Source organism: Stenotrophomonas sp. GW821-FHT01H02A (assembly GCF_059422145.1).
This window is the reverse complement of sequence record NZ_JBWKWI010000013.1, coordinates 21,370-46,170: the sequence shown is the minus strand read 5'-3', so window position 1 is coordinate 46,170 and position 24,801 is coordinate 21,370. Positions and strand designations below refer to the sequence as shown.

Here is a 24,801-nt window from a genome sequence, read left to right as displayed (position 1 = left end):
GCTCAGTCTCCCTTGGCGGCGGGCGCCGGCGTGGTCGGCGTCGTACCGAGCACCGGGCGGTTCTGGCGATCCACGGCCGTCACCGGTTGGCCCTCGCGCAACAGGTGGCCGCCGGCGGCAACCACCCAATCGTTTGCGTTCACGCCGGTCAGCACCGGCACGGACTCGGCGGCATAGGCACCGACCGTCACCGGCGTGGCCTTCAACGTGCGCTTGGCCGGATCGACCACCCACACGCTGCTGCGCCCATCGGTACCGCGCTGCACCGCGGCCAGCGGCAACTGCAGCGTTCCCTGGCGGCCGGCCGCGGCGAACACGCGCGCGCTCTGGCCCAGTTCCACTTCGGTCAACGCTTCCGGTGCCAGGCTGACGCGGGTCGCATAGGTACGCGCCTGTGCATCGGCGGCCGGGGCGATCTCACGGATCGTGCCCGCCAGCAGCTGGCCCGGGCGGTTCCACAGCTCCACCTGCACTGGCTGACCGACCTGGTAATCACGGATGTTGCTTTCCGGCAGCGCGATCACGACCTCGCGGCCACCATCGGCGGCCAGAGTGAACACGGTCTGCCCGGCACTGACCACCTGCCCGGCCTCGGCCTGGCGGCTGGCGACCACGCCATCGGCCGGCGCCCGCAACTGCGCGTATTCGGCCTGGTTGCGGGCCACGGCCAGATTGGCGCGGGCCGCATTGGCCTGCCCCTGCGCGGCCTTGAAGGCAGCGGTCTGGCTGTCCAGCGCGGATTGGCTGACCAGCTGCTGCCCGGCCAGCGTGGCGTAGCGCTTCTGGTCATCCCGGGCACGGATCAGATCGGCTTCGGCAGCGGCCAGCTGCGCCTGCGAGGCGCTGGCCTGGGAGGCGTAGTCGGCGGCATCCAGTTCGGCCAGCAGCTGGCCCTTGCGCACGCGCTGGCCGGCATCGACATGGCGCTTGATCATGTTCCCGCCGACGCGGAAGGACAGCGGGCTTTCCTCGCGGGCCCGGATCTCACCGGGATAGGCGGCCACTTCCTGGCCGGCCACGGTGCCGGGATGGACCACCAGCACCGGAATCGGCGCGTCCGGCTCGGCGTCCTGCTTGCCACATGCTGCCAGCGCCAGTGCCAGCAACCCACCACCCATCCATCGCATGTTTTTCATGAGGTCCTGGACCTGAAAGTAAGCCGGGAAACACCGCTGGAAACGCTCTGTTCCAGCCGCTTCAATATTGAACCAACCGGTATAGTATAAATATCGAACCGATTGGTCTAGTATTGATTGGATGACTGATCCGACCCCCTCAAAATCGCCTTCCAAGCCGGCCGCCAAGGCCGCCGGACCGGGGCGCCCGAAGGATCTGGGCAAGCGCGCGGCCATCCTGGAAGCGGCCAAATCACTGTTCGTGGACCAAGGCTACAACGGCGTGAGCATGGACAGCATCGCTGCCCAGGCAGGCGTCTCGAAGCTGACCGTTTACAGCCATTTCGGCGACAAAGAGACCCTGTTCACCGAAGCAGTGCAGTCCAAATGCGTCGAGATGCTGCCCGACGAGCTGTTCGTCACCGACGTTGAAGGCCCGCTGCGCGACCAGCTGTTGGGCATCGGCCATGCCTTCTTCACCCTGATCACCTCCGATGCGGCGGTGGCCGTGCAACGGGTGATGATGTCGCCGGATACCGATGACCGGATCCGCGAAGTGTTCTGGCTGGCCGGCCCGCAGCGGACCACCGATGCGTTGGCCGACTTCCTGCGTGCCCGCACGGCCCGCGGCGAGCTGGAGATGACCGACTTCCCGACCGCCGCGATCCAGTTCCTGACCTTGATCAAGGGCGAGCTGCATACGCATATGATGTGCGGGTTGCGGCCGGCCCCGGCCGAGTGCGATGCCAACGCTCACGTGAGCGCCAGCGTCGACTTTTTCCTGCGGGCGTATGCCCGGCGGCACTAAACTGAATGGACCGGAGGTCGCGGTGACTTCCGGCACTGCGACCCCGGCGCGACGGCAGCGATGCTCTCAGCGCGCCGCCGGCTCCCGGCACCGGTAAAATGGCCGGCCCACTGCGCTGGATATAGAACCTCATGACGATCGATTACTCCCACGCCCGCGAACTGATGGTCGAACAGCAGATCCGCCCCTGGGATGTGCTGGAAATCCGCGTGCTCGATGTACTGGCACGCTTGCCGCGGGAGGCGTTCGTCGCTGAATCGCACCGGGCCCTGGCCTACGCCGACATCGAACTGCCGCTGGGCAACGGGCAGAAGATGATGAAGCCGGTCATCGAAGGCCGCACCCTGCAGGCGCTGGATCTGCAGCCGGGCGACGAAGTGCTGGAAATCGGCACCGGCAGCGGTTACCTGAGCGCCTGCATGGGCGAACTGGCCCGCGAAGTGCTGAGCCTTGAAATCGACGCCGACCTGGCCACGACCGCGCGCGCGCGCCTGGATGCCGCCGGCCTGGGCAACAACGTCCGCATCGAAACCGCTGACGCGCTGAACTGGGACACCGAGCGCCGCTTCGATGCGATCTGTGTCACCGGCGCGGTGGATGTCATCCCGTCACGTTTCACCCAGTGGCTGCGTCCCGGCGGTCGACTGTTCGTGATCCGTGGCCTGTCGCCGGTCATGGAGGCGGTGCTGGTCAAGGCGGACGGCACCACCGAATCGCTGTTCGAAACCGATATCGATTACCTGCGCGGTGCCGCCCCGGCACCCCAGTTCCAACTCTGAGTCCAAGGAAGCCGCAATGATCCGCCGATCCCTCGCCTTTGCGCTGGCCGCCGCCCTGCTGCCGATGACCGCCTCTGCCGCCGACCTGCTGCAGGTTTACGAAATGGCGCGCAACGGCGATCCGCAGCTGTCGGCTGCCGAGTCGACCCGTCTGTATGACAAGGAAGGCGCCGTGCAGGCGCGTGCCGCCCTGCTGCCGCAGCTCAACGGCGAGGCCTCGCTCAACCGCACCCGCACCAACCCGAACCATGATCTGACCTCCAGCTCGTTCACCACCAAGAGCCGGAACTACACGATCAACGGCAGCCAGACGGTATTCAACTTCACCCAGTTCGCCAACCTGCGTTCGCAGCGCGAGCTGAGCCGTGCAGCGGACTTCACCCTGGATTCGGCCAACGACGACCTGATCGTGCGCACCTCGGCGGCGTACTTCAACGTGCTGGTGGGCATTGAATCGCTGTCGGCCGCGCAGACCAACGAAGCCGCTGCCAAGAAGCAGTTCGACTTCGCCGACAAGCGCCTGGAAGTGGGCCTGGCCCCGATCACCGACGTGCACGAAGCCCGTGCCCAGTACGACCAGGCCCGCGCCAACACGATCATCGCGCAGAACACCCTGGCCGACGCCTACCAGGCGCTGACCGAACTGACCGGCCAGCCGGTCACCGACCTGCGCGCCCTGCCGGCCGATTTCCGTCCGGAACTGCCGGCCAAGTACGCCACCATCGATACCCTGGTGGCCGAAGCCGTTGCGCAGAACCCGGCGCTGAAAGCGCAGGAACTGAAGGTCAACGCCGCCGAATCCGGCGTCTCGGCCGCCCGCGGCGCGCACTACCCGACCCTGTCGCTCGGCGCCACCGCCGGCAAGTCGGCCAGCTGGGGCGATGTCGTCGGCGACGGCGGCAGCAGCTTCAGCCCGGACCGTCGCACCAACAGCGTCGGCCTGACCTTGAACGTGCCGATCTTCTCCGGTGGCGCCACCCAGTCCGGCGTACGCCAGGCCCTGGCCCAGCGTGACATCGCCCAGGACGGTTACGAGCAGCAGAAGCGCGCCCTGGACCGCAACACCCGCAATGCCTACCAGACCCTGGTGGCCGGCATCAGCGAAGTGGAAGCGCGTCGTCTGGCCGTCGTGTCGGCACAGAGCGCCTATGACGCCTCGCAGGTCGGCCTGGAAGTCGGGACGCGTACCGTGCTGGACGTGATCCAGAACCAGCGCATCCTGTTCTCCGCGCAGCTGGACTACGCCAACGCCCGCTACACCTTCCTGCAGAACCGTCTGCAGCTGGGCCAGGCCGTCGGCACGCTGGACATCGCCGAACTGCAGGACATCAACCGCCTGCTGACCCAGAAGGCCGCCACGCCGAGCACCACCGTCAACTGATCGACGGCGCACGGCGAGAGAGAAAAACCACCCGCCTGCGGGTGGTTTTTTTTGCGTGCAAGGTGCCGATCCCGACACGCCACAGCCGCTGCCCACGCCACAACAACCCTCGCGATCGCATCGCGCAATGCCGACCTGCGCACAGTCTCCACCGTGAACCGGTCCACAGTCCGGCACGTCGCATGGAAAATGGCTTGACCCCTCACCATGGGCCGACTAAGGTCCGCCCCGCACCACCTTCCCTTTCCCTCCAGAGGCCCCCTCCTTGGACAGTCATAGTCGATCTCGTTGCTGCTCCTGAGCCGACGGACCCACTGACCCCAAGGTCGGTTCCGTCCGCACAGGACGGGGCCCACCAGCGCAGCTGACACGCTCGCCCGCCTCGCATCATCCGTATCGCCGTTCCACCGACCCCAAGAAGGGTGCCACTGGCGTTTCCGTTTGCCTGGAGATTGCCCATGCACGTTTCCCGTATGTTCGCCCTGCCCCTCGTGGCCGTGGCGATGCTTCCGTTCGACACCCGCGCCGCCGCCAGCCTGATGGTGGACGACGCCTCCATCACCGATGCCGGCCGCTGCCAGCTGGAAAGCTGGGGCCGCCGTATCGATGCCGGCAACGACTGGACGGCCGTACCGGCCTGCACGTTCGCCGATACCGAATGGTCGCTCGGCCTCAGCCATCAGCACGCCACCTCCACTACGCAGTGGGCCGTGGGCGCCAAGCGGGTACTGCGTGATCTCGATCAACGTCGTTGGGGCGTGGCAATCAGTGCCGGCCTCGGCAGCGACTGGCACCGCCCGCGCGCCGACGATTGGAGCCTCAATGCGCCGCTGACGATGGTGCTCGGCGCGTCTGACCGGACCCTGTTGCACCTTAATCTGGGCTGGGCGCGCACGGGCGATGCACGGGGTCGCACCGATGGCATCGGCGTGGAAATCGTGGCCGCACCGCACTGGTCACTGCTGGCCGAAACCGCCCGCGATGCGGCGCGCCAGCGCAGCAGTCAATTCGGCGTGCGCCACGAACTCTGGCGTGGCGCCAGCGTGGATCTGCTCGCGGGGCGTGCCCACCATCAGCGCGACGGTCAGTGGATCACGCTCGGCCTCAATCTCGCCGCCACCCGGTAATGCCGTGCGCGCCGGCTGACCGCACCGACTGATCCCGCCGGCCGCCTGCACTCCGCACGCGGCCCACGCAAACACCGCTTACCCGACTCGCCCGGACGCACTCCGGTGTGTCGGACACGTATACCCCATCACCGCGCGCTGCCACCCCACACGCCACTTTCTGCTGGAGCACCACCATGAACCGCGAAGACCTTCTGTTCTCGATCCGCACCCTCTCGCTTTCCCTCGACGCGGCTGGATTTGCCAGCATCGCGGCGACCACGCATCCCTCCGATCTGGTCGACGCACTCGACGCGCTGAGCGTGGACAAAACACTGCCCTTGCTGATGATGCTCGAGCCCACGGCGCGCGCCGATCTGTTCGCGCACTTCGCCGAGCTCCGCCAGGATCAGCTGCTGGCCGCGATGCCACGCGAGGCGGTGGTGCAGCTGTTCGAGCACATGCCATCGGATGACCGTGCCGATCTGTACAACCGCCTTGGCGATGACGCCAAGCAGAACCTGCTGCCGGCGCTGACCAAGGTCGAGCGCGACGACATCCTCAAGATGGCGTCCTACCCGGAAGGCACGGTCGGCTCGGCGGCCACCTCCGACTATGTCTGGGTCTCGCCGGAGATGACCGTCGCGCAGGCACTGGCACATATCCGCGCGACCGCACTGCACAGCGAGACGGTCAACATCCTGTTCGTGCTCGACCACACGCTGCGCCTGCGCGGCACGGTCGCGCTGCGCGATCTGGTGCTGGCCAACGAGAACCGTACCGTTGCTTCGATCATGCACGCGCAGCCGGTCGCGGCGAAGGCGAACTGGCCACGGCTGCAGGCTGCCGAACTGATCCGTCGCTATGACCTGCTCGCGCTGCCGGTCACCAATGGCGGCGACCGCATGATCGGCATCGTCACCGTCGACGATGCGATGGACATCGAGAAGGAGCAGGACGCCTCGCAGCTGGCACGTTTCGGCGGCACGGTGAGCGCGCAGGGCAATGACCTGGACGTGCGCAGCACACCGCTGAAGCAGATGTTCCGCGTGCGTGTGTTCTGGCTGGCGATCCTGACCTGCTTCGGCATCGTCACCAGCACCTTCGTCGCTGCGCAGGAAGAGCTGCTCTCGCAGGTGATCGTGCTGGCCGCCTTCATCGCCCCGATCGTGGACATGGGCGGCAATACCGGCAGCCAATCGGCCACGCTGGTGATCCGCAGCATGGCGCTGGGCGAATTGAAACTGAGCTGGCGCGATGTCTGGTTCGTGATCCGGCGCGAGCTGCCGGTGGTCGCCGCGCTGGGCATCAGCATCGCCGTGCTGGAAGCGATCCTGGCCTACTTCAGCAAGGGGGTAGGCATGGACGTGCTGCTGGTGGTTGGCTCGAGCATGCTCGCGTGCACCGCGCTGGGCGGCATCATCGGGGCGCTCCTGCCCTTCGCCGCACGCCGCATCGGGGCGGACCCGGCCACGCTGTCAGCCCCGATGATCACCTCGGTGATGGACCTGATCGGCGTGTTCATCTACTTCGGCTTCGCGTACGCCTTTCTCGGCGATCTGCTGGTCGCGGCTGGCTGACCCGCGCGCGGGCCTGGTCGACGCACGGCGCGATCAGGTCCGCGGCGTTCAGGCCACCGGCGGCGGCAGCCGCGGTGCGATCAGGGCGACGGTGCGCTTCAGCGCGCCACGCCCATTGCTCACCAGCGCGCAGCCTGCCCGCGCCATGTCTTCGCGGGCCTGTGGATCCCGCAGCAGGATCAGCAGCGCATCGCCGACCCCGTTGGCATCCTCGGCGATCACCACTGCACCGGCTTCGCGCATGCGCCGGGAAATTTCGGCGAAGTTGTGCAGATGCGGGCCCGTGACTGCCGCGGTGCCCATTGCCGCCGGCTCCAGCAGGTTGTGTCCACCGATGGCCTGCAGGCTGCCGCCGACGAAGGCCACCTGCGCGCAGCCGTAGAACGACATCAGCTCGCCGAGCGTATCGATCACGAACACATCCGTATCCGCCTGCGGCCACTGCTGCTGGCGGCGCGTGGCGACCTTCCAGCCCTGCTCGCGGGCCAGTGCTTCCACCCGCGGGAAGCGCTCGGGGTGTCGCGGTGCCCACAACAGCAACAGGCCCGGTACCGCGTCGCGCAGGCGGCGGTGCAGATCGATGGTGGCCTGCTCTTCGCCTTCGTGCGTGCTGGCGGCGATCCAGACTGGACGTTCGGCAGGCACCAGATCATGGAAGCGTGCGATGAAGTCCTGCACGTTCGGCGTGGCGATATCGAACTTCAGGTTGCCCAGCGGCTGCACCTGGTCCGCCCGCGCGCCCAGCTGGATGAAGCGCTCGGCATCGTCGGCCGATTGCGCGGCCACGCAGGTAACGGTGCGCAGCGCGCGGCCGATCAGCGGACGCAGCAGGCGATAGCCACGCAGCGAGCGCGCCGACAGCCGCGCATTGAGGATGTAGACCGGGATCCGGCGGTCGCGGCAGCCGAACAGCAGGTTCGGCCACAGCTCGGTTTCCAGGATCAGCGCCAGGCTCGGCTTGAAGTGGCCGAGGAAGCGGCCGACGCTGCCGGGCACGTCGTACGGCAGGTACACATGGTCCACCGCATCGCCCCACAACGCGCGGACCCGCTCGGAGCCGGTCGGGGTGATCGTGGTGATCACCCAGCGGATGTCCGGGCGCAGCGCGCGCAGGGCGTTCACCAGCGGCGCGGCGGCATTCACCTCGCCCACCGAGACCGCGTGCAGCCACACCCGCGGCTGGCCGCTGGAGTGCGGGTAGGAGGCATAGCGCTCGTCCCAGCGCTGGAAGTACTCGCGCACCCGGAAGCCCCGCCAGACCAGGTGGTACACGGTGATCGGCAACAGCAGGTACAGCACGGCCGAGTACAGGCCGCGCAGGATCCATTCGACGGGACTTTTACGCATCCGCAAAGGATACGGGAGCGGCGCGGGGAAGACACGCCGCGCTGCCGTGATGACCCCGCCGGGACGCATCCGGGCGCATCCATTAGAATCGAAGCATGTCCGATAACGCTTCCACTGCCACCCGGCCGTCCCTGCGCGATCCGCGCCATTGGCCGACCTTCGCCTTCATGCTGCTCGCCTTCGCGATCGCCCGCCTGCCGTGGCTGCTGCAGCGCGCGCTCGGTCGCGGCGTCGGTACGGTTGCCTACCGGCTGGCCAGCAGCCGCCGGCGCGCCGCCGAGGTCAACCTGAAGCTGTGCTTCCCGGAGAAGGACGACGCCTGGCGGCAGCGCCTGCTGCGCGACAGCTTCGATGCCCTGGGCGTGGGCATCTTCGAGTTCGCGCGGGCGTGGTGGGGGAGCATCGACAGCATCCGCCCGCAGGTCCGGATCGAAGGGCTGGAGCACCTGCACCGCATGCAGGCCGAGGGCCGGGGCGTGTTACTGGTGTCCGGCCACTTCATGACGCTGGAGATGTGCGGCCGCCTGCTGTGCGACCACGTCGCGCTGTCCGGCATGTATCGCAAGCACCGCAACCCGGTGTACGAGTGGGCGGTGAAGTTCGGCCGCCTGCGCTACGCCAAGGCGATGTACGCCAACGAAGACATCCGCGCGACCGTGCGGCATCTGAAGAAAGGCGGCTTCCTCTGGTATGCGCCGGACCAGGACATGCGCGGCAAGGACACCGTGTTCGTGCCGTTCTTCGGCCATACCGCCTCGACCATCACCGCCACGCACCAGCTGGCGCGGATGACCGGCTGCGCGGTGATCCCGTATTTCCACCGTCGGGAAGGCGGCAAGTACTTCCTGAAGATCGGGGCGCCGCTGGAGAATTTTCCCAGCGAGGATGTCGAGGCCGATACCGCGCGCGTCAACCAGGCCATCGAAGCGATGGTGCGCGAGGCGCCGGACCAGTATCTGTGGATCCACCGCCGGTTCAAGCGACAGCCGGGCGGCCGGAGCGACTATTACCGGTAGAGCCACCCCATCGCTGGCTGCACATAACGCCGGGTCCACCAAGCAGCCACGCAAGGCGTGGCTCTACCCGTCGTCGCGTGCCAGCAGACTGCCCGCATACAGCGCGGCCAACAACAGCGTGAGGCCACCCCAGAAAGTGGAGTAGAACGCCAGATGGGTGTTGAGCGGGAACACGGTTACCGCCAGCGCCAGCATCGCCGGACGTGCGCGCTCACGGGCTCCGGCCGGCGCAAAGCGCCACGCGCGCCAGGCCTGGGCCACCGCCGCCAGCCACAGCAGCAGGCCGAGAATGCCGGTTTCGGACAGGATCTCGAGCACGATCTGGTGTGCGTGCAACGCCGGGCCGGCACCCCAGACTTCCTGGGCGGACGGATCCGGGTTGCAGGCCGGGTACGCATCGCGGAAGCCACGCGCGCCGACGCCGTTGATGGGATGCTCCTCGATCATGCACGCCGCGGCCGACCAGATCTGCGCGCGGCCTGACAGCGCCTGGTTGACGCCATCGCTCTCGCCCTCCCAGGCCATGGCGGTACGTGCAACCCGGTCACCGACCTGGGGCACGCTCACGGTCAGCACGACCGCCGCCACCGCGCCCACCGCGACACAGGCCAGTAGTCCGCGCACGCCGATCAGCCGCCAACCGGAGAACACCAGCACCAGCGCATAAGTCAGCCACGCCGCGCGCGAACCGGCCAGTACCAGCACCACGCCCACCGCGGCCGCCACCAGCGACCAGCCGAGGATGCCGGCTCGGCGCGAGGCCGCGAACAGCAGGAACGGAGAAAGGCTCGCCAGCACCTGGCCGAACTTGAGATTGCACGGGCCGAGCACGCCACTGAGCCGATCGACCAGCGCCATCTCTTCGGGCGAGCACAGGCCGTGGCCGCTGACCGCCCACTTGAGCTGGTCCATCGACCAGAACAATGGACTGCTGCCGATGATCGCCTGGGCCAGCGCATCCACGGTCCAGAGACCGGTGATCACGGCCAGACCGCGCAGGGTCAGTGCGCGCCGCTGCGGGGTCGCCACGGCGATCGCCACCAGCCACATGAAGGGCAGATAGCGCAGGCCTGCAGCCGCCTTGCGCCACGCGGTACCGGGATCGATCGCATCGAAGGCGGAAAACGCCTGCGGCAGCCAGTAGCCCAGGAACAGGATGCTGGTCAGCGCCCAGGCCGGGCTGCTGAGCAGCCGCTGGTTGCCCTGCAGCCGCAACTGCACCATGCGCACTGCGGCGTACAGCGCACCGAGCACCAGCACGCCCTCGGCGATGCCGGGCAGCGGCCACAGCGCAACGAACGCGATGACCCACCATGGCGCCCAGCGGCCGGCACGGGAGGCCGGCGAACCCGGGAGAAGGGTCGGCTCAGCCGATGAGGGAGGCATAGAGCTGGAGCGTGTCACGTTGCATCGCCTGCAAGGTAAACGGGATCCGCGACGGCAATGCCGGCGGCTGCAGCAGCAACTGCTGCGCGCGCGCCAGCAGCGCATCGGCGTCGCCCAAGGGTACCGCGCCGGACGGTTGCAATTGAGTCAACAACTCGCCCACGCCGCCATGGTTCCAGCCCAGTACGGGCCGGCCCACCGACAACGCTTCGACCACGGTACGGCCGAACGCTTCGGCCTTGTCCGAGAGCTGCAGCACCAGATCGCTGGCTGCATACGCCTGCGCGATGCGCGAGGTCGGCGCGGTCATCAGCACCGCATCGAACACGCCCAGGCTGCGCGCCTGCGCCTCGAGTTCGGCCACATACGCCTCTCGCCCCGGTTCGCGCGTGCCCGGCATCCACAGTCGGGCCGGGACGCCGGCCGCATGCAGCCCGGCCAGCAGGCCCAAGGCATGGCGGTGCCCTTTCAGACGAGTGCCACGGCCCGGCAGCAACAGCAGCGGTGCATCGCCAGCCAGTGCGGGATGCTGCTCGGCCACGGCCAACCGCGCACGCCGATCCTGGCGGCCCACGCGTGGGAACTGGCTCACATCGACCCCACGCGGGATCACCTGCAAGCGCTCGGCCGGGACGCTGGGGTAATGCGCCTGCACGAACTCGCGCACGCTGTTGGACACGCAGATCACGCGCTCGCCGCTGGTCATCACCGCGCTGTAGCGGCCGGGCGAGTTGAGCCCGTGCACTGTGGTGACCCAGTGCGGGCGGGTGGCGGCCGGCAGGTTGCGCACGGCATACAGGCCCAGCCAGGCCGGCAGCCGCGAGCGCGCGTGCACGATGTCCGCGCCCACCTCGCTGAACAGATTGCGCAGGGTCAGCACGTGGCGCAGGGTCAGCAGCGATTTGCGGCCGATATCCAGGGTCAGGTGTTCGGCGCCGCTGGCGAGCAGCGGCTCGACCAAGCGCCCACCGGCAGACACGACGATGGCCCGGTGGCCGGCGGCAACCAGGGCGGAGGCGATCTCAAGGGTGGAGCGTTCGACCCCGCCGGAGTGCAGCGCCGGCAGCAGCTGCACCACGGTCAGTCGGCGCACAGTGTGGTCCGCGGGTCAGTCGGCGAGCACGAACACGGCGCCGCAGTACGGGCACGCGGCTTCGCAGTTGGGCTCGTCCTCGATCGGCAGGTACACGCGCGGGTGCGAGTTCCACAGCGCCATTTCCGGCGTCGGGCAGCTCAGCGGCAGGTCGCTGCGGTGCACGGTGTAACGCTTCTCGGCATTGGCGGGCGCGGTGGCGGTATGGCTCATGGCGTGGACACACAAAGGGGGTTGCGAGACCGTCGATTCTAGCATCTGGCGGCCGCGGAAGGCCGCCGGCGCCAGCTGCGCAACGTGCGGACCGGCCGGCGACCCGATGAACGACCACCCACGTTTTTAAATCGATCCAAATTGATTGTCAACAATCCGATATGAAACGAATTTGCGGGATTTAGATCGAACTAATTGCACTTGTCAGAGCCAGTTGTCGTGATGCAGGATCGGCCGGTACCGATCATCGACCCGATCGCCTGCCCGCCCCCCACCGGACATGCATCGCCGCTTTCCTGCCGTCTGCCGATGGCTGGGGCGATGCCGTCCGCCGTGGCCATCGATGCGGGTCCTGCCTGCCGCCTGCCCTTCCCGGGAGACCCTTGCATGACCCTGTCCGACCTGCGCCCCGTCCGCCGTGCCCTCCCCCTTGCCCTGGCCCTGGCCTGCGCATCGATCGCCCTGCCGGCCGCCGCGCAGGGCCTGCAGACCTCCTTCGAGCCGGGCCAGCCGGCCCCGGCCGCGGCGGCCAGCGACGGCGCCCTGCAGATACGGATCGGCGCTGGCCCGGCCGCTCCCTATGCGGCCAAGCCAGGCGTCGGATACAGCGGCCTGCATGCGCTGCACTACGCCAGCGCCGGCGGCCAGGCGCGCCGCCCGCTGTTCCAGACCGATCTCACCATCGAGGCCGATACCACCCTGTCCTGGCTGGTACTGCCCGAGATCGTCGGCAAGGACACCGTGGCCTCGACCTACGTCTCGCTCGATCTGGTCCTCGACGACGGCACCCGCGTCTCGGCCAGCGCGGCGCGTGATCATCACGGCGTAGCGCTGGGCGCCCGCGCGCAGGGCGACTCGAAGACGCTGTACCCGCAGCAGTGGGCGCGCAAAGCCGTGCGCCTGGGCGATACCCCCGCCCTGCGCGGGCGCCGCGTGGTCGCGCTGGAACTGGAGGTCGCCAGCGCAGACGGCGCCCCGGTCGCCGGTTGGATCGACGATGTCCGCCTGGAGACGCAGGCGCGCCGCACGCCGCAGCGCCCGTCGGACTGGGTGCTGACCACCCGCGGCACGCAGGCCAATGGCACCTTCTCGCGCGGCAACAACTTCCCGGCCACCGCCGTGCCGCACGGCTTCAACTTCTGGACGCCGGTGACCGATGCCGGCTCGCTGACCTGGCTGTACCGCTGGAACGAACAGAACGACGCCGCCAACCGCCCTGCCCTGCAGGCGCTCGCACTGAGCCATCAACCCAGCCCGTGGATGGGCGACCGCCAGACCTTCCAGGTGATGCCCTCGGCCAGCCGTGGCGTGCCCGAGGCCGACCGCGGCAAACGTGCGCTGAGCTTCTCGCGTGACAACGAGCAGGCCCGCCCGTACCGCTACGACGTGCGCTTCGACAACGGCATCGCTGCCTCGATCGCACCGACCGACCACGCCGCCGTGTTCCGCTTCGAGTTCCCCGACGGTGGTGATGCCAACCTGTTGTTCGACAACGTCGACGCGCGCGGCGGGCTGACCCTGGATGCGGCGACCCAGACGCTGTCCGGTTACACCGACACCCGCAGCGGCCTGTCCACCGGCGCGACCCGCATGTACGTGGTGGCCAGCTTCGACCGCCCGTGGCGCAGCAGCGGCACCGTGGACACCGGCCGACCGACCGGCTACATCAAGTTCGATGCCGGTGCCGACCGCCGCGTCTCGATGCGCATCGCCACCTCGCTGATCTCGATCGAGCAGGCGCGCCACAATCTCGCGCTGGAGCTGTCGGCCGCTGACGATGTCGATCGCGTGGCAGCACGCGCGCAGGACGCCTGGGATCAACGCCTGGCCCGCTTCGACATCGGCGATGCCAGCGACGACCAGAAGACCACGCTGTACTCCAACCTCTACCGGCTTTACCTGTATCCCAACTCCGGCCACGAGAACGCCGGCACCGCGGCAGCGCCTGACTGGCGTTACGCCAGCCAGGCCAGTGCCTCGGACGAGAACACCGACGGCAGCGCCACGCGCAGCTTCGCGCCGGTGCGCGACGGCAAGGTCTACGTCAACAACGGCTTCTGGGATACCTTCCGCACCACCTGGCCGGCCTACGCGCTGTTCACCAAGGACGACGCCGGCGCGCTGGTGCAGGGCTTCCTCGAGCAGTACCGCGCCGGCGGCTGGGTCGCGCGCTGGTCCTCGCCCGGCTATGCCGACCTGATGGTGGGCACCAGTTCGGACGTGGCCTTCGCCGATGCCTGGCTGAAGGGAATCGGTGGCTTCGACGCGCAGGAGGCCTATGCCGCCGCGCTGAAGAACGCGAGCGTGGTGCCGCCGGACCGCCATGTCGGGCGCAAGGGCATGGACCGCTCCACTTTCCGCGGCTATGCCACCGCCGACGTGCACGAAGGCATGTCCTGGACGATGGAAGGCGCGCTCAACGATTTCGGCGTGGCCAACATGGCCGAAGCGCTGGCCAGGCAGGCCGATACGCCAGCCGCACGCGAGCGCTATGCCACCGAGGCCGACTACTTCCGTCACCGCGCCGGCACCTACGCCACGCTGTTCGATCCCGCCGCGGGCTTCTTCCAGGGCCGCAAGCCCGATGGCAGCTGGCGGCTGGACGCCAAGGACTACGACCCGCGCGTGTGGGGTCATGACTACACTGAATCCAACGGCTGGACCTTCGCCTTCACCGCCGCGCACGACGGCGAAGGGCTGGCCGCGCTGTACGGTGGCCGCGAGCAGCTGGCGGCCAAGCTGGACACGTTCTTCGCCACCCCGGAAACCGCCGATGCCGCGTTCTCCGGTTCCTACGGCGGCACCATCCATGAAATGACCGAAGCGCGCGATGTGCGCATGGGCATGTACGCGCACAGCAACCAGCCGGCGCACCACATCCCGTGGATGTACCTGTATGCCGGGCAGCCGTGGAAGACCCAGCAGCATGTACGCGAAATCCTCTCGCGGCTTTACCTGGGCAGCGAGATCGGCCAGGGCTACCCGGGCGATGAGGACAACGGTGAAACCTCGGCGTGGTACCTGTTCGCCGCGCTGGGCATCTACCCGCTGCGCATGGGCGCGCCGGAGTACGTGATCGGTTCGCCGCTGTTCCGCCACGCCCGCGTCGAGCTGCAGGGCGGGGCGGTACTGACCGTCAATGCGCCGGCGAACTCGGACACCAACATCTACGTGCAGTCGCTGAAGGTCAACGGCAAGCCCTGGACCAAGACCTGGCTGCCGCACGCGCTGCTCGCCAAGGGCGCCACCCTGGACTTCGTCATGGGCCCGGAGCCCTCGCGCTGGGGTACCGGCGCGGATGACGCACCGCGCTCGCTCACCGCACGCGGCCAGCAGCCGGCCCTGCTGCACGACCTGCTTGGCAGCGATGCCACCGCGCAGCTCGGCGACGGCCGCGCGGCCGCGGCATTGATCGATGACGATGCAGCCACGGCGATGCCGCTGGGTGCTTCGAGCACGATCACGTTCAGCAACGTCGCCGCAGGCACACCGTCGATGTACACCCTGACCAGCGGCAATGGCCCGATCCGCGGTGGCGAATGGACGCTGGAGGCGCGCACCACCGGTGGCCGCTGGGTGCAGGTGGACCAGCGCCGCGGCGAAGCCTTCGCCTGGGCGATGCAGACCCGCCCGTTCCGCATTGCCCAGCCGGGGCGCTATGCCGAGTACCGCCTGCGCATCGGGGCACCCGGGCGCCTGCAACTGGCCGAAATCGAACTGCTCGCCCCGGCCCCTGCCCGATGAGGACCCTCATGCCGATTTCCCGTTGCCTGTTGACCGCCCTGCTCGTCACCGCCGGTCTCGCCGATGCCCATGCATTCGAGACCACACAGACCCGCCAGGGCGTGACCCTGCACTACCGCGATCCCGGCGATGCACTGGCCGCACCGGTACGCGAACGCATCATCGAGACGTTCTTCAGCGCGTATCTGCGTGAGCGCGCCGATTTCCACCCGGCCGCGCCGACGCAGGTCGGCATCGTGATCGACCCGGCGTACGACGGCATCGCCTTTGTCGGCGAAAAGGCGCTGGCAGCGACGATCACGATCAACCCGGCCTGGCTGGCCAAGCATCCGGGTGACATCGACCTGGTCACCCATGAAGCCATGCATATCGTGCAGGGCTACCCGGAGTACGCCAACGCGCGGGTGCCGGGCTGGCTGGTGGAAGGCATCGCCGATTACGCCCGCGACCGCTACGGCAAGGACAACGCAGGGGCGGGCTGGGCATTGCCCATGCAGGTCAAACCGGAGCAGAACTTCGACACCGGCTACCGGGTCACCGGTGCATTCCTGGCCTGGAGCGAGGCGCAGCATCCCGGGCTGGTGAAGGCGCTGGACGGCGCGCTGCGCGAGGGGCGCTATACGCCGGCGCTGTGGGAAACGCTCAGCGGCGTGGCGTTGCCAGTGTTGTGGGAACAGTACGTGCGCACACGCTGATTGCCCGGGGTGCCCGATCAGCGTTTGCGAGGAGCCGGCCAGCGGCCGGCACTACCGGTGCTGTTGGTCGATGGCAGGTACCGACCGTTGGTCGGTACGCTTTCGTGTGTCAGCGCGCGCCGACCAACCCGGCGTACAGCGCGAACAACTGCTGGAAGTACCGCTTCGTGCGTGGATGGCGCATGACACCGTTCCCGTGGCTGACCGTGGAGGATATGGTCGGGCCCAGGGTGGCGACGCCCCCACCGGAGCGCCGCCACGGCCGGGCCGCGTGGTGCTATTGGGCGCCTGGGAGGTTGCAGGGTGGTGACGCGTGGGCGGCGTGCATGTGGCAATGCAAAACGCCTACCGACCAACGGTCGGCAGCGACCGGTTTCGTGGCCCGAAACCAGAACGCGCCCCGAAGGGCGCGTTCTTGCAGCTGGAGGTCAGAAAGACCGGCGCGTTACGCGCCGTTCTTTTCGGCCTCCAGCTGCTTCCGGATCTGCGCATCCACGGCTGCGATCGCGGTCATGTTGAGCACACGGCGCGAGGTCGCGCTGGTGGTCAGGATGTGCACCGGCTTGGCCACGCCCATCAGGATCGGACCGATCGCCACGCCGTCGGTGAATACGCGCACCAGGTTGTAGGCGATGTTGGCCGCTTCCAGGTTGGGCAGCACGAACAGGTTGGCACGGCCCTTCAGCGTGCTGTTGGGCAGCAGCTTCTGGCGCAGGGCTTCATCCCATGCGGTGTCGCCCTGCATCTCGCCGTCCACGTTCAGGCGCGGGTTGCGCTTGAGCAGCATCTCGCGGACCGCACGCATCTTCAGCGCGTCCTTGGAGTCGTGGCTGCCGAAGTTGGAGTGCGACAGCAGCGCCACCTTCGGTTCGATGCCGAACAGCTTCATGCGGTAAGCCGCCTGCAGCGTCGCTTCGGTGATCTGTTCGGCCGTCGGGTCTTCCTGCACGTGGGTATCCACGAAGAAGAACACGCCCTGCTGGTTGATCACGCCGGTCATCGCCGAGGTGGAGGTCACCTTGGCTTCCAGCGGCAGCACGCTGCGCACGTAGCCGAGCTTCTTGTGGAAGCGGCCGACCACGCCGGTCAGCATCGCGTCGGCTTCGCCACGCGCCACCATCACCGCGGCGATCAGGGTCGGACGCGAGCGCATCAGGTTCTTGGCCGCGGCCACGGTCACACCGCGGCGGCCGGTGAGGTTGTGGTAGTACTGCCAGTAATCGTTGAAGCGCGGATCGTCGTTGATGTTGGTGATGTCGAAGTCGACACCGGCCTTCATGCGCAGGCCCAGACGCTCGATGCGCGATTCGATCACGTCCGGGCGGCCGATCAGGATCGGCTGCGCCAGGCCTTCATCGACCACGTTCTGCACCGCGCGCAGCACCACTTCTTCTTCGCCTTCGGCGTACACCACGCGCTGCTTGTCCGAACGCGCACGGTCGTAGACCGGCTTCATCATCAGGCTGGTGCGATAGACGAACTGGGCCAGCTTCTCGCGGTAGGCGCCCATGTCGGCGACCGGCCGGGTAGCCACGCCCGAATCCATCGCAGCCTGGGCCACCGCGGCCGACAGCTCCACCAGCAGGCGGCGGTCGAACGGACGCGGAATCAGGTAGTCACGGCCAAAGCTCGGGGTCTCATCGCCATAGGCCGAGCCCAGGTCGCTGGCCTCGCGGCGTGCCATCGCGGCGATCGCGTGCACGCAGGCGATCTTCATTTCTTCGTTGATCGCGGTCGCACCGACGTCCAGCGCACCGCGGAACAGGTACGGGAAGCACAGCACGTTGTTGATCTGGTTCGGGTAATCCGAACGACCGGTACCGATCAGCGCGTCCGGGCGTACCGAACGGGCCACTTCCGGCATGATTTCCGGCGTGGGGTTGGCCAGCGCGAAGATCACCGGATCCTTGGCCATGGTCTTGACCATGTCCGCGGTCAGGATGCCCGGCGCCGACAGGCCCAGGAAGATGTCCGCGCCGTCGACGATTTCGGCCAGCGTGCGCTTGTCGGTATCCCGCGCGTAACGTGCCTTCTCCGGATCAAGATCGCTGCGACCGGTGTGGATCACGCCGTCGCGGTCGAAGGCCAGGATGTTCTCCGGCTTCAGGCCCAGCGAGACCAGCATGTTGACGCAGGAAATACCCGCCGCGCCCATGCCGGTGGTGGCCAGCTTCACCTCGTCGATCTTCTTGCCGGTGACGACCATGGCATTGAGCACTGCGGCGCCGACGATGATCGCGGTGCCGTGCTGGTCGTCGTGGAACACCGGGATGTTCATGCGTTCGCGCAGCTTGCGCTCGACGATGAAGCACTCCGGTGCCTTGATGTCTTCCAGATTGATGCCGCCGAAGGTCGGTTCCAGCGAGGCGATGATGTCGACCAGCTTGTCCGGGTCGTTTTCATCGATCTCGATGTCGAACACATCGATGCCGGCGAACTTCTGGAACAGCACGCCCTTGCCTTCCATGACCGGCTTGCCGGCCAGCGGGCCGATGTTGCCCAGGCCCAGCACGGCGGTGCCGTTGGAGATCACGGCGACCAGGTTGCCGCGGGCGGTGAGCTCGCTGGCCTGCTGCGGGTCGGCCATGATCGCCTCGCAGGCGTGTGCCACGCCCGGGGAGTACGCCAACGACAGATCGCGCTGGGTCAACATCGGCTTGGTCGCGGTGACCTTGATCTTGCCGGGCGGCGAGAGCCGGTGATAGTCGAGGGCTGCCTGTTTGAAATCTTCGTTGGACATCGCTTTCTGCAGATGAATGGGCGAGAGGAACAGGGGATCATACCCCCGTTGGCGTGGACGGACCTGTCGCTACGCTGTCGCGGTCATGCTGCAACCGCACATAATCCAGCGCGTCACGCGGCCCGTTCGCCGGCGTATGCGGACCAGCCTGCCGCGCGCCCATGACAGCGCACACCGGGCCTTGAAAACAAAACATGGCCGTGCCGCCCCGGCAGGAACGGCACGACCATGCACCACACAATCAGTTCATCGGGCTCAATGCGCCGGGGCCGGCAGCGTCGCCGGCAGGTCATCGATGAGCAGCGACGGCAACTCGGCTTCGCGGCCATCGAGCACCATCGCCAGGCGGTCGCGGTCCAGCGCGTTTTCCCAGCGCGACACCACCACGGTGGCCACGGCATTGCCGATGAAGTTGGTCAGCGAGCGGCATTCGCTCATGAAGCGGTCCACGCCCAGGATCAGCGCCATGCCGGCCACCGGCACTTCCGGGACCACGGCCAGGGTGGCGGCCAGGGTGATGAAGCCGGCACCGGTGACGCCGGCGGCCCCCTTGGAGCTGAGCATCGCCACCAGCAGCAGGGCGATCTGGTGGCCCAGGGTCAACTCGGTGTTGGTGGCCTGGGCGATGAACAGCGCGGCCAGGGTCATGTAGATGTTGGTGCCGTCCAGGTTGAACGAGTAGCCGGTCGGGACCACCAGGCCCACCACGGACTTGCTGCAGCCGGCCTTCTCCATCTTTTCCATCAGCGAGGGCAGCGCCGATTCGGAGGACGAGGTGCCCAGCACCAGCAGCAGCTCGGCCTTGAGGTAACGGGCCAGCTTGAACACCGAGAACCCGCACAGGCGGCAGACCACGCCCAGGATCACCGCCACGAACAGGAAGGCGGTCAGGTAGAACGAGCCGACCAGCCAGGCCAGGTTGACCAGCGAGCCGACGCCGTACTTGCCGATGGTGAAGGCGATCGCGCCGAATGCGCCGATCGGCGCGGCCTTCATCAGGATGTGGACCAGGCGGAACACCGGCGCGGTCAGCGCCTCCAGGAAGGTCAGCACCGGGCGGCCCTTGGCGCCGGTCAGGGCCAGCGCGATGCCGAACAGCACCGCCACGAACAGCACCTGCAGGATGTTGCCCTCGACGAACGCACTGACCAGGGTGGCCGGGATGATGTCCATCGCGAAGCCGACCAGGGTCAGCTCATGCGATTTCTGCACATAGCCGTTGACCGCGGTCTGGTCCAGGTCGGCCGGGTTGATGTTCATCCCCGCGCCCGGCTGCACCACGTGCGCCACCACCATGCCGACCACCAGGGCCAGGGTGGAGAAGAACAGGAAGTAGGCCATCGATTTGGCGAACACCCGGCCGACGGTGCGCAGGTGGGTCATGCCGGCGATGCCGGTGACGATGGTCAGGAAGATCACCGGGGCGATGATCATCTTCACCAGCTTGATGAAGGCATCGCCCAGCGGCTTGAGCGATTCGGCGAAGGCCGGCTCGTAATGGCCGAGGATGGCACCGAGGACGATCGCCACCACCACCTGGAAATACAGTTGGCGGTAGAACGGCAGCGGCTTGGCCGCCAGCGGGGCGGTGGTGGGAACGTGCATGGGAAGCTCCGGCATTGTCACGAAGGATGCCGGCCGCGCTGGGCGGCATCTGGCGTGGCCTTTTTACGCCCGCATCTCGCCAACGCAGATAACCTATTGGTACTAGCCCCCCGGTTCAGCTGGCCGGACTGCCTACACTGCCCCTGCACCGCGCCCCCACGGCGGCGGGTGGCCCGGCAGCGGATGAAGGGGGGAGAGCCCCACAGATCTGCCGTTCGCGGCCGTTGTTGTTCTGCCCCACTCCTTATTGCAGCCACCGCCCATGCGCCCTACGCCCCTGTTCATCGCCCTGGCCCTGACCACCGCCCCGCTCGCCGCCACCGCGGCCGATTGGGACAACTGGCCGACCAAGACCACCTTCAGTGACGGTACCGAGCTGGCAGCTACTGCCAACATTGCCTACGACCTCAACGACTTCTCCGGCGGCAGCGGCATCGACGATGCCGACGCCGTGCGCCGCAAGGAATTCGGCGCAACCCTGAAAAAGAAGGGCGTTTACGACGCCATGGTCTACTACGATTTCCAGGCCGACACCTGGCTGGACGTATTCGTCCGCTTCGAGAGCAAGGCCTTCTTCGGCAGCGACATCGGCCGCTTCCGCTTCGGCTATATGAAGACCCCGGTCGGCCTGGATGCCGGCACCTCCTCGCGCGCCGGCAGCTTCCTGGAGACCGCCCTGCCCGTGCAGGCGTTCTACGAGGGCCGCCGCACCGGTGCCGAATGGGTGCTGGAACGCCCGGAGTACCTGTTGCAGGCCGGCGCCTACGGCGGCAAGGACCTGCAGGGCGACAATCCCGGCACCACCCAGGCGGTGCGCGCCGTGTGGACGCCGGTCAAGGCCGCAGGCGACGTGGTCCACCTGGGCCTGGCCTATTCGCAGGAAAACCCGCGCGGCTACCGCGATGGCCGTGATGTCTCGCATGCCGCCAGCGCGCGCCTGCGTGCGCGCCCGGAAGCCGGCCTGACCGACATCCGCCTGGTCGACTCCGGTGCGCTGACCACCGCCGACAAGATCGTCCGCACCGGCCTGGAAGGCATCTGGATCCGCGGCCCGTTCTCGCTGCAGGGCGAGGCGCTGCAGACCACGGTCAGCCGTGACGGCAAGCCGGATTACACCGGCAACGGCCAGTACGCGATGGCCAGCTGGATCCTGACCGGCGAATCACGCCCGTACAGCGCCGGCGCGGTGGCCAACGTCAAGCCGGCCCACGGCTACGGCGCGGTCGAACTGGTCACCCGCTACAGCCGCATCGATCTGGACGATGCCGACGTGTTCGGTGGCCGCCAGCATGATTGGACCCTGGGCGCCAACTGGTACCTGACCTCGCACTTCAAGTTCCAGGCGAATTACCTCAAGGTCGACGCCAGCCGTCGTGGCGTGCGCAGCCAGCCGGAAATCTTCGAACTGCGCGCACAGATGCACTTCTGAGCCCGCGTGGCGGACGCGTTGACGCGCGTCCGCCCTGCCCTGCCCTGCCTAGACTGACGGCATGTACCGCGTCTCCCGCTATCGCCCCTGGCTGCTGCTCATCGTCCTGATGCTTGGCGGCACCGCGCTGTGCGCGCTGCTGGCCGGACGCTATGCGCAACAGCGGGCACTGGACGATGAAAGCCTGCAGGTCCGGCGCCAGCTCGGTCTGTATGCCCAGACCCTGCAGCAACGCATCGATCGCTTCGGCACGCTGCCGCAGGTGCTGGCACTGGACCCGGACCTGCACCAGGCGGTGTCCCATCCGCTGACCGCCACCGAGCGCCAGCGCCTGAACCTCAAGTTGGCGCAGGCCAACAACGTCACCCGTGCCTCGACCCTGACCCTGATCGACAGCCATGGCATCGCGGTGGCGGCCAGCAACTGGGACCAGCCGACCAGCAACGTCGGCGAGGATTACAGCTACCGCCCCTACTTCCAGCAGGCGATGGCGCACGGCAGCGGCCATTTCTACGGCATCGGCATGACCACCGCCGTGCCCGGCTATTTCCTCTCGCAGGCGATCTACGACGCGCGCGGCAGCGTGCTGGGCGTGGTGGCGATCAAGATCGAACTGCGCGCGCTCGAACAGGAATGGTTGCAGAGCCCGGACATCGTGCTGGCCACGGACGCACATGACGTGGTGTTCCTGGCCAACGGCGACGCCTGGCGTTACCGCCTGCTGCGCGCGCTCGGCCCGCAGGAACGCAACGAGATGCTGGCCACCCGCCAGTACGCGGACCGCTCGCTGCAGCCACTGCAGGCACGCACGGTGGAGGTGCTCGCCGATGGCGGGCGCATGGTCCGCATCGAGCAGCCATCGCTGCCTCGGCCGGTGCTGTGGCAGACGTTGGCGCTGAGCGATCCACAATGGAAACTGCATCTGCTGCATGACGCCAGCGCCAGCGCGGCCGTCGGTCGCAGTGCCGCGCTGGCCGCCGGCGGGATCTGGCTGGCGCTGTGCTTCCTGGGCCTGTTCGTGCAGCAGCGTCGGCGCCTCGCCGCGCACCGCCAGCGCAGCCGGCGCGAGCTGGAAAGCGTACTGAAGCAGCACGCGCAGGAGCTGCGGACCGCCCAGGACGGCGTGCTGCAGGCTGCCCAGCAGGCCGACAGCGGCCTCAGCCGCAGCCTGGCACACCTGCCGCAGGGCGTGGTGGTGATCGACAACGAGCAGAAGCTGGTGGCGTGGAATGCACGCTACCTGGAGCTGTTCCGCTTCCCGACCGGGCTGATCCGGGTCGGGCGCCCGATCGAGGAAATCTTCCGCTACAACGCCCGCCGCGGTCTGCTCGGTCCGGGGCCGATCGATGAGGCCATCGAGCGCCGGTTGAACCACCTGCGCAGCGGACGTCCGCACATGCGCGAAAGCGAGAAGGACGACGGCACCGTGCTGGAGATCCGCGGCAATCCACTGCCCGACGGTGGCTTCGTCACCAGCTACGCCGACATCACCGCCTACAAGAACACTGCACGCGAACTGCGCTCGCTCGCCGATGCACTGGAACACCGCGTGGCCGAGCGCACCCGTGATCTGGACGAAGCCCGTCGCGAAGCCGAACGGGCCAACCGCTACAAATCGCGGTTCGTCGCCTCGGCCGTGCACGATCTGCTACAGCCGTTGAACGCGGCGCGGATGTTCGTTTCCGTCCTGCGCGGCAAGCTGCACGGTGACGCACGCGAACTCAGCGAGCATGTGGATGCCGCACTCGCCGCGCAGGACGCCATCCTCACCAGCCTGCTGGACATCTCACGGCTGGAATCGGGCGCGCTGCAGACCCATGTGCGCGCCTTCGCGCTGTCGCCGCTGCTGGAAACGCTGGCCCGCGAGTTCGGCCTGGCCGCCGACAGCCGTGGCCTGCAGCTGGACTGGGTGGACACGCGCGCGGTGGTGGTGAGCGACGAAGCGCTGTTGCGCCGCATCCTGCAGAATTTCCTGTCCAATGCGCTGCGCTATACCCCGCGCGGGCGCGTGCTCATCGGCTGCCGGCGCGTGGGCGACCAGTTGCGCATCGAAGTGCACGACCAGGGCCCGGGCATTCCCGAGAGCCTGCAGGGCGAGATCTTCGAAGAGTTCCGCCGCCTGGATGACGGCGTGGACCAGGAACGCGGCGCCGGGCTGGGCCTGGCGATTGTCGAGCGCATCGGCCGCCTGCTGGGGCACCGCATCAGCCTGCGTTCCACACTTGGACGTGGCAGCGTGTTCGCGGTCACGGTGGCGATGGGCAGTGCGGCCGACGTACCCGCACCCGCGGCGGAGCCGGTGGCGGCGCCCGAAGCGGGCGACGACAGCCCGCTGCGCCGCTGCCGGGTGTGGAGCATCGATGACGACCCGCTGGTGTGCGCGGCCACGCGCGCGTTGCTGGAACGCTGGGGTTGCTCGGTGGAACTGGCGGACGGACCGCAGGCGGCGCTGGAGATCGCCTCAGCGCTAAATGTGCCGCAGTTGCTGTTGCTGGACGTGCGCATGGGCCAGTGGCAGGGCCGGGATCTGTATGAAACGCTGTGCACGCTGTGGCATGCACGCCCACCGGTGATCCTGGTCACCGCCGAACGCGACGATGCATTGAAGGCGCAGGCGATGGAGAACGGCTGGGGCTTCCTCTCCAAACCGGTACGCCCGCCGGCGTTGCGGGCGTTGATGACGCAGCTGCTGGTACGCCATCGCCGGTAGGATCGGGCGACCAGTGCGTGATGTTGATCGCATGCGAACCGGATCGCTGACGCA

Annotated in this window: 17 protein-coding genes; 10 read left to right on the top strand and 7 right to left on the bottom strand. The window is 67.9% G+C overall.

Going from position 1 to position 24,801, the window contains the following annotated elements; genetic code table 11:
• Positions 1-2: 2 nt before the first annotated feature.
• A complete protein-coding gene (locus AC07WC_RS16755; RefSeq protein WP_495211005.1) occupies positions 3-1,136 on the bottom strand; it encodes an efflux RND transporter periplasmic adaptor subunit in 1,134 nt (377 codons plus the stop codon).
• 121 nt (positions 1,137-1,257) lie between these two features.
• Between AC07WC_RS16755 and AC07WC_RS16750 the strand changes: the two genes are divergently transcribed.
• From AC07WC_RS16750 to mgtE, 5 genes are all read left to right on the top strand, one after another.
• Positions 1,258-1,923 (top strand): TetR/AcrR family transcriptional regulator, encoded by a 666-nt coding sequence (locus tag AC07WC_RS16750; protein ID WP_495211004.1) that lies wholly within the window; start codon positions 1,258-1,260, stop codon positions 1,921-1,923.
• A gap of 131 nt (positions 1,924-2,054) precedes the next feature.
• Positions 2,055-2,702, top strand: coding sequence for a protein-L-isoaspartate O-methyltransferase family protein (locus tag AC07WC_RS16745; protein ID WP_495211003.1), 648 nt, complete (start codon positions 2,055-2,057; stop codon positions 2,700-2,702).
• A gap of 16 nt (positions 2,703-2,718) precedes the next feature.
• Positions 2,719-4,083 (top strand): TolC family outer membrane protein, encoded by a 1,365-nt coding sequence (locus AC07WC_RS16740; RefSeq protein ID WP_495211002.1) that lies wholly within the window; start codon positions 2,719-2,721, stop codon positions 4,081-4,083.
• 458 nt (positions 4,084-4,541) lie between these two features.
• Positions 4,542-5,210 carry a PA4824 family protein gene (locus AC07WC_RS16735; protein WP_495211001.1) on the top strand — a complete coding sequence of 223 codons (669 nt, stop codon included), beginning with the start codon at positions 4,542-4,544 and terminating at the stop codon, positions 5,208-5,210.
• A gap of 176 nt (positions 5,211-5,386) precedes the next feature.
• Positions 5,387-6,769, top strand: coding sequence for a magnesium transporter (gene mgtE, locus AC07WC_RS16730; protein WP_495211000.1), 1,383 nt, complete (start codon positions 5,387-5,389; stop codon positions 6,767-6,769).
• 48 nt (positions 6,770-6,817) lie between these two features.
• Here the strand turns inward: mgtE and waaA are convergent, their stop codons facing one another.
• Positions 6,818-8,116 (bottom strand): lipid IV(A) 3-deoxy-D-manno-octulosonic acid transferase, encoded by a 1,299-nt coding sequence (waaA, locus tag AC07WC_RS16725; protein ID WP_495210999.1) that lies wholly within the window; start codon positions 8,114-8,116, stop codon positions 6,818-6,820.
• Between the two features lie 95 nt (positions 8,117-8,211).
• Here waaA and AC07WC_RS16720 point away from each other — a divergent pair, with 95 nt between their 5' ends.
• Positions 8,212-9,132, top strand: a complete 921-nt coding sequence (locus AC07WC_RS16720) for an LpxL/LpxP family Kdo(2)-lipid IV(A) lauroyl/palmitoleoyl acyltransferase (protein ID WP_495210998.1) — start codon at positions 8,212-8,214, stop codon at positions 9,130-9,132.
• 63 nt (positions 9,133-9,195) lie between these two features.
• Here the strand turns inward: AC07WC_RS16720 and AC07WC_RS16715 are convergent, their stop codons facing one another.
• From AC07WC_RS16715 to AC07WC_RS16705, 3 genes are read right to left on the bottom strand one after another with little or no spacing between them, the layout of a single operon-like run.
• Positions 9,196-10,518, bottom strand: a complete 1,323-nt coding sequence (locus AC07WC_RS16715) for an O-antigen ligase family protein (RefSeq protein ID WP_495210997.1) — start codon at positions 10,516-10,518, stop codon at positions 9,196-9,198.
• Positions 10,499-11,611, bottom strand: coding sequence for a glycosyltransferase (locus AC07WC_RS16710; protein WP_495210996.1), 1,113 nt, complete (start codon positions 11,609-11,611; stop codon positions 10,499-10,501). Before AC07WC_RS16710 ends, AC07WC_RS16715 begins: the two co-directional genes overlap by 20 nt.
• Before the next feature lie 15 nt (positions 11,612-11,626).
• The gene (locus AC07WC_RS16705) at positions 11,627-11,824 is read right to left on the bottom strand and encodes a zinc-finger domain-containing protein (RefSeq protein ID WP_019183790.1); all 198 of its coding nucleotides are present in this window, start codon (positions 11,822-11,824) and stop codon (positions 11,627-11,629) included.
• Positions 11,825-12,211: 387 nt separating this feature from the next.
• On the opposite strand from AC07WC_RS16705, the gene AC07WC_RS16700 reads away from it, so the two are divergent.
• The gene (locus AC07WC_RS16700) at positions 12,212-15,568 is read left to right on the top strand and encodes a GH92 family glycosyl hydrolase (RefSeq protein ID WP_495210995.1); all 3,357 of its coding nucleotides are present in this window, start codon (positions 12,212-12,214) and stop codon (positions 15,566-15,568) included.
• 8 nt (positions 15,569-15,576) lie between these two features.
• Positions 15,577-16,263 carry a basic secretory protein-like protein gene (locus AC07WC_RS16695; RefSeq protein WP_495210994.1) on the top strand — a complete coding sequence of 229 codons (687 nt, stop codon included), beginning with the start codon at positions 15,577-15,579 and terminating at the stop codon, positions 16,261-16,263.
• Positions 16,264-16,708: 445 nt separating this feature from the next.
• On the opposite strand, the gene AC07WC_RS16690 is transcribed toward AC07WC_RS16695, so the two are convergent.
• Positions 16,709-19,003 (bottom strand): NADP-dependent malic enzyme, encoded by a 2,295-nt coding sequence (locus AC07WC_RS16690; RefSeq protein WP_495210993.1) that lies wholly within the window; start codon positions 19,001-19,003, stop codon positions 16,709-16,711.
• A gap of 255 nt (positions 19,004-19,258) precedes the next feature.
• Positions 19,259-20,608, bottom strand: a complete 1,350-nt coding sequence (locus tag AC07WC_RS16685) for a dicarboxylate/amino acid:cation symporter (protein ID WP_495210992.1) — start codon at positions 20,606-20,608, stop codon at positions 19,259-19,261.
• A 262-nt stretch (positions 20,609-20,870) separates the two neighbouring features.
• On the opposite strand from AC07WC_RS16685, the gene AC07WC_RS16680 reads away from it, so the two are divergent.
• The gene (locus tag AC07WC_RS16680; RefSeq protein WP_495210991.1) at positions 20,871-22,037 is read left to right on the top strand and encodes an OprO/OprP family phosphate-selective porin; all 1,167 of its coding nucleotides are present in this window, start codon (positions 20,871-20,873) and stop codon (positions 22,035-22,037) included.
• 61 nt (positions 22,038-22,098) lie between these two features.
• Entirely contained in the window at positions 22,099-24,747 is a 2,649-nt protein-coding gene (locus AC07WC_RS16675) for a hybrid sensor histidine kinase/response regulator (protein ID WP_495210990.1), read from the top strand.
• The last annotated feature ends 54 nt before the right edge of the window (positions 24,748-24,801 follow it).

Excerpts from the sequence above, each read along its gene's own strand:
- AC07WC_RS16755 (WP_495211005.1), bottom strand. The coding sequence starts at position 1,136 with ATGAAAAACATGCGATGGATGGGTGGTGGGTTGCTGGCACTGGCGCTG.
- AC07WC_RS16750 (WP_495211004.1), top strand. The coding sequence starts at position 1,258 with ATGACTGATCCGACCCCCTCAAAATCGCCTTCCAAGCCGGCCGCCAAG.
- AC07WC_RS16745 (WP_495211003.1), top strand. The coding sequence starts at position 2,055 with ATGACGATCGATTACTCCCACGCCCGCGAACTGATGGTCGAACAGCAG.
- AC07WC_RS16740 (WP_495211002.1), top strand. The coding sequence starts at position 2,719 with ATGATCCGCCGATCCCTCGCCTTTGCGCTGGCCGCCGCCCTGCTGCCG.
- AC07WC_RS16735 (WP_495211001.1), top strand. The coding sequence starts at position 4,542 with ATGCACGTTTCCCGTATGTTCGCCCTGCCCCTCGTGGCCGTGGCGATG.
- mgtE (WP_495211000.1), top strand. The coding sequence starts at position 5,387 with ATGAACCGCGAAGACCTTCTGTTCTCGATCCGCACCCTCTCGCTTTCC.
- waaA (WP_495210999.1), bottom strand. The coding sequence starts at position 8,116 with ATGCGTAAAAGTCCCGTCGAATGGATCCTGCGCGGCCTGTACTCGGCC.
- AC07WC_RS16720 (WP_495210998.1), top strand. The coding sequence starts at position 8,212 with ATGTCCGATAACGCTTCCACTGCCACCCGGCCGTCCCTGCGCGATCCG.
- AC07WC_RS16715 (WP_495210997.1), bottom strand. The coding sequence starts at position 10,518 with ATGCCTCCCTCATCGGCTGAGCCGACCCTTCTCCCGGGTTCGCCGGCC.
- AC07WC_RS16705 (WP_019183790.1), bottom strand. The coding sequence starts at position 11,824 with ATGAGCCATACCGCCACCGCGCCCGCCAATGCCGAGAAGCGTTACACC.
- AC07WC_RS16700 (WP_495210995.1), top strand. The coding sequence starts at position 12,212 with ATGACCCTGTCCGACCTGCGCCCCGTCCGCCGTGCCCTCCCCCTTGCC.
- AC07WC_RS16695 (WP_495210994.1), top strand. The coding sequence starts at position 15,577 with ATGCCGATTTCCCGTTGCCTGTTGACCGCCCTGCTCGTCACCGCCGGT.
- AC07WC_RS16690 (WP_495210993.1), bottom strand. The coding sequence starts at position 19,003 with ATGTCCAACGAAGATTTCAAACAGGCAGCCCTCGACTATCACCGGCTC.
- AC07WC_RS16685 (WP_495210992.1), bottom strand. The coding sequence starts at position 20,608 with ATGCACGTTCCCACCACCGCCCCGCTGGCGGCCAAGCCGCTGCCGTTC.
- AC07WC_RS16680 (WP_495210991.1), top strand. The coding sequence starts at position 20,871 with ATGCGCCCTACGCCCCTGTTCATCGCCCTGGCCCTGACCACCGCCCCG.
- AC07WC_RS16675 (WP_495210990.1), top strand. The coding sequence starts at position 22,099 with ATGTACCGCGTCTCCCGCTATCGCCCCTGGCTGCTGCTCATCGTCCTG.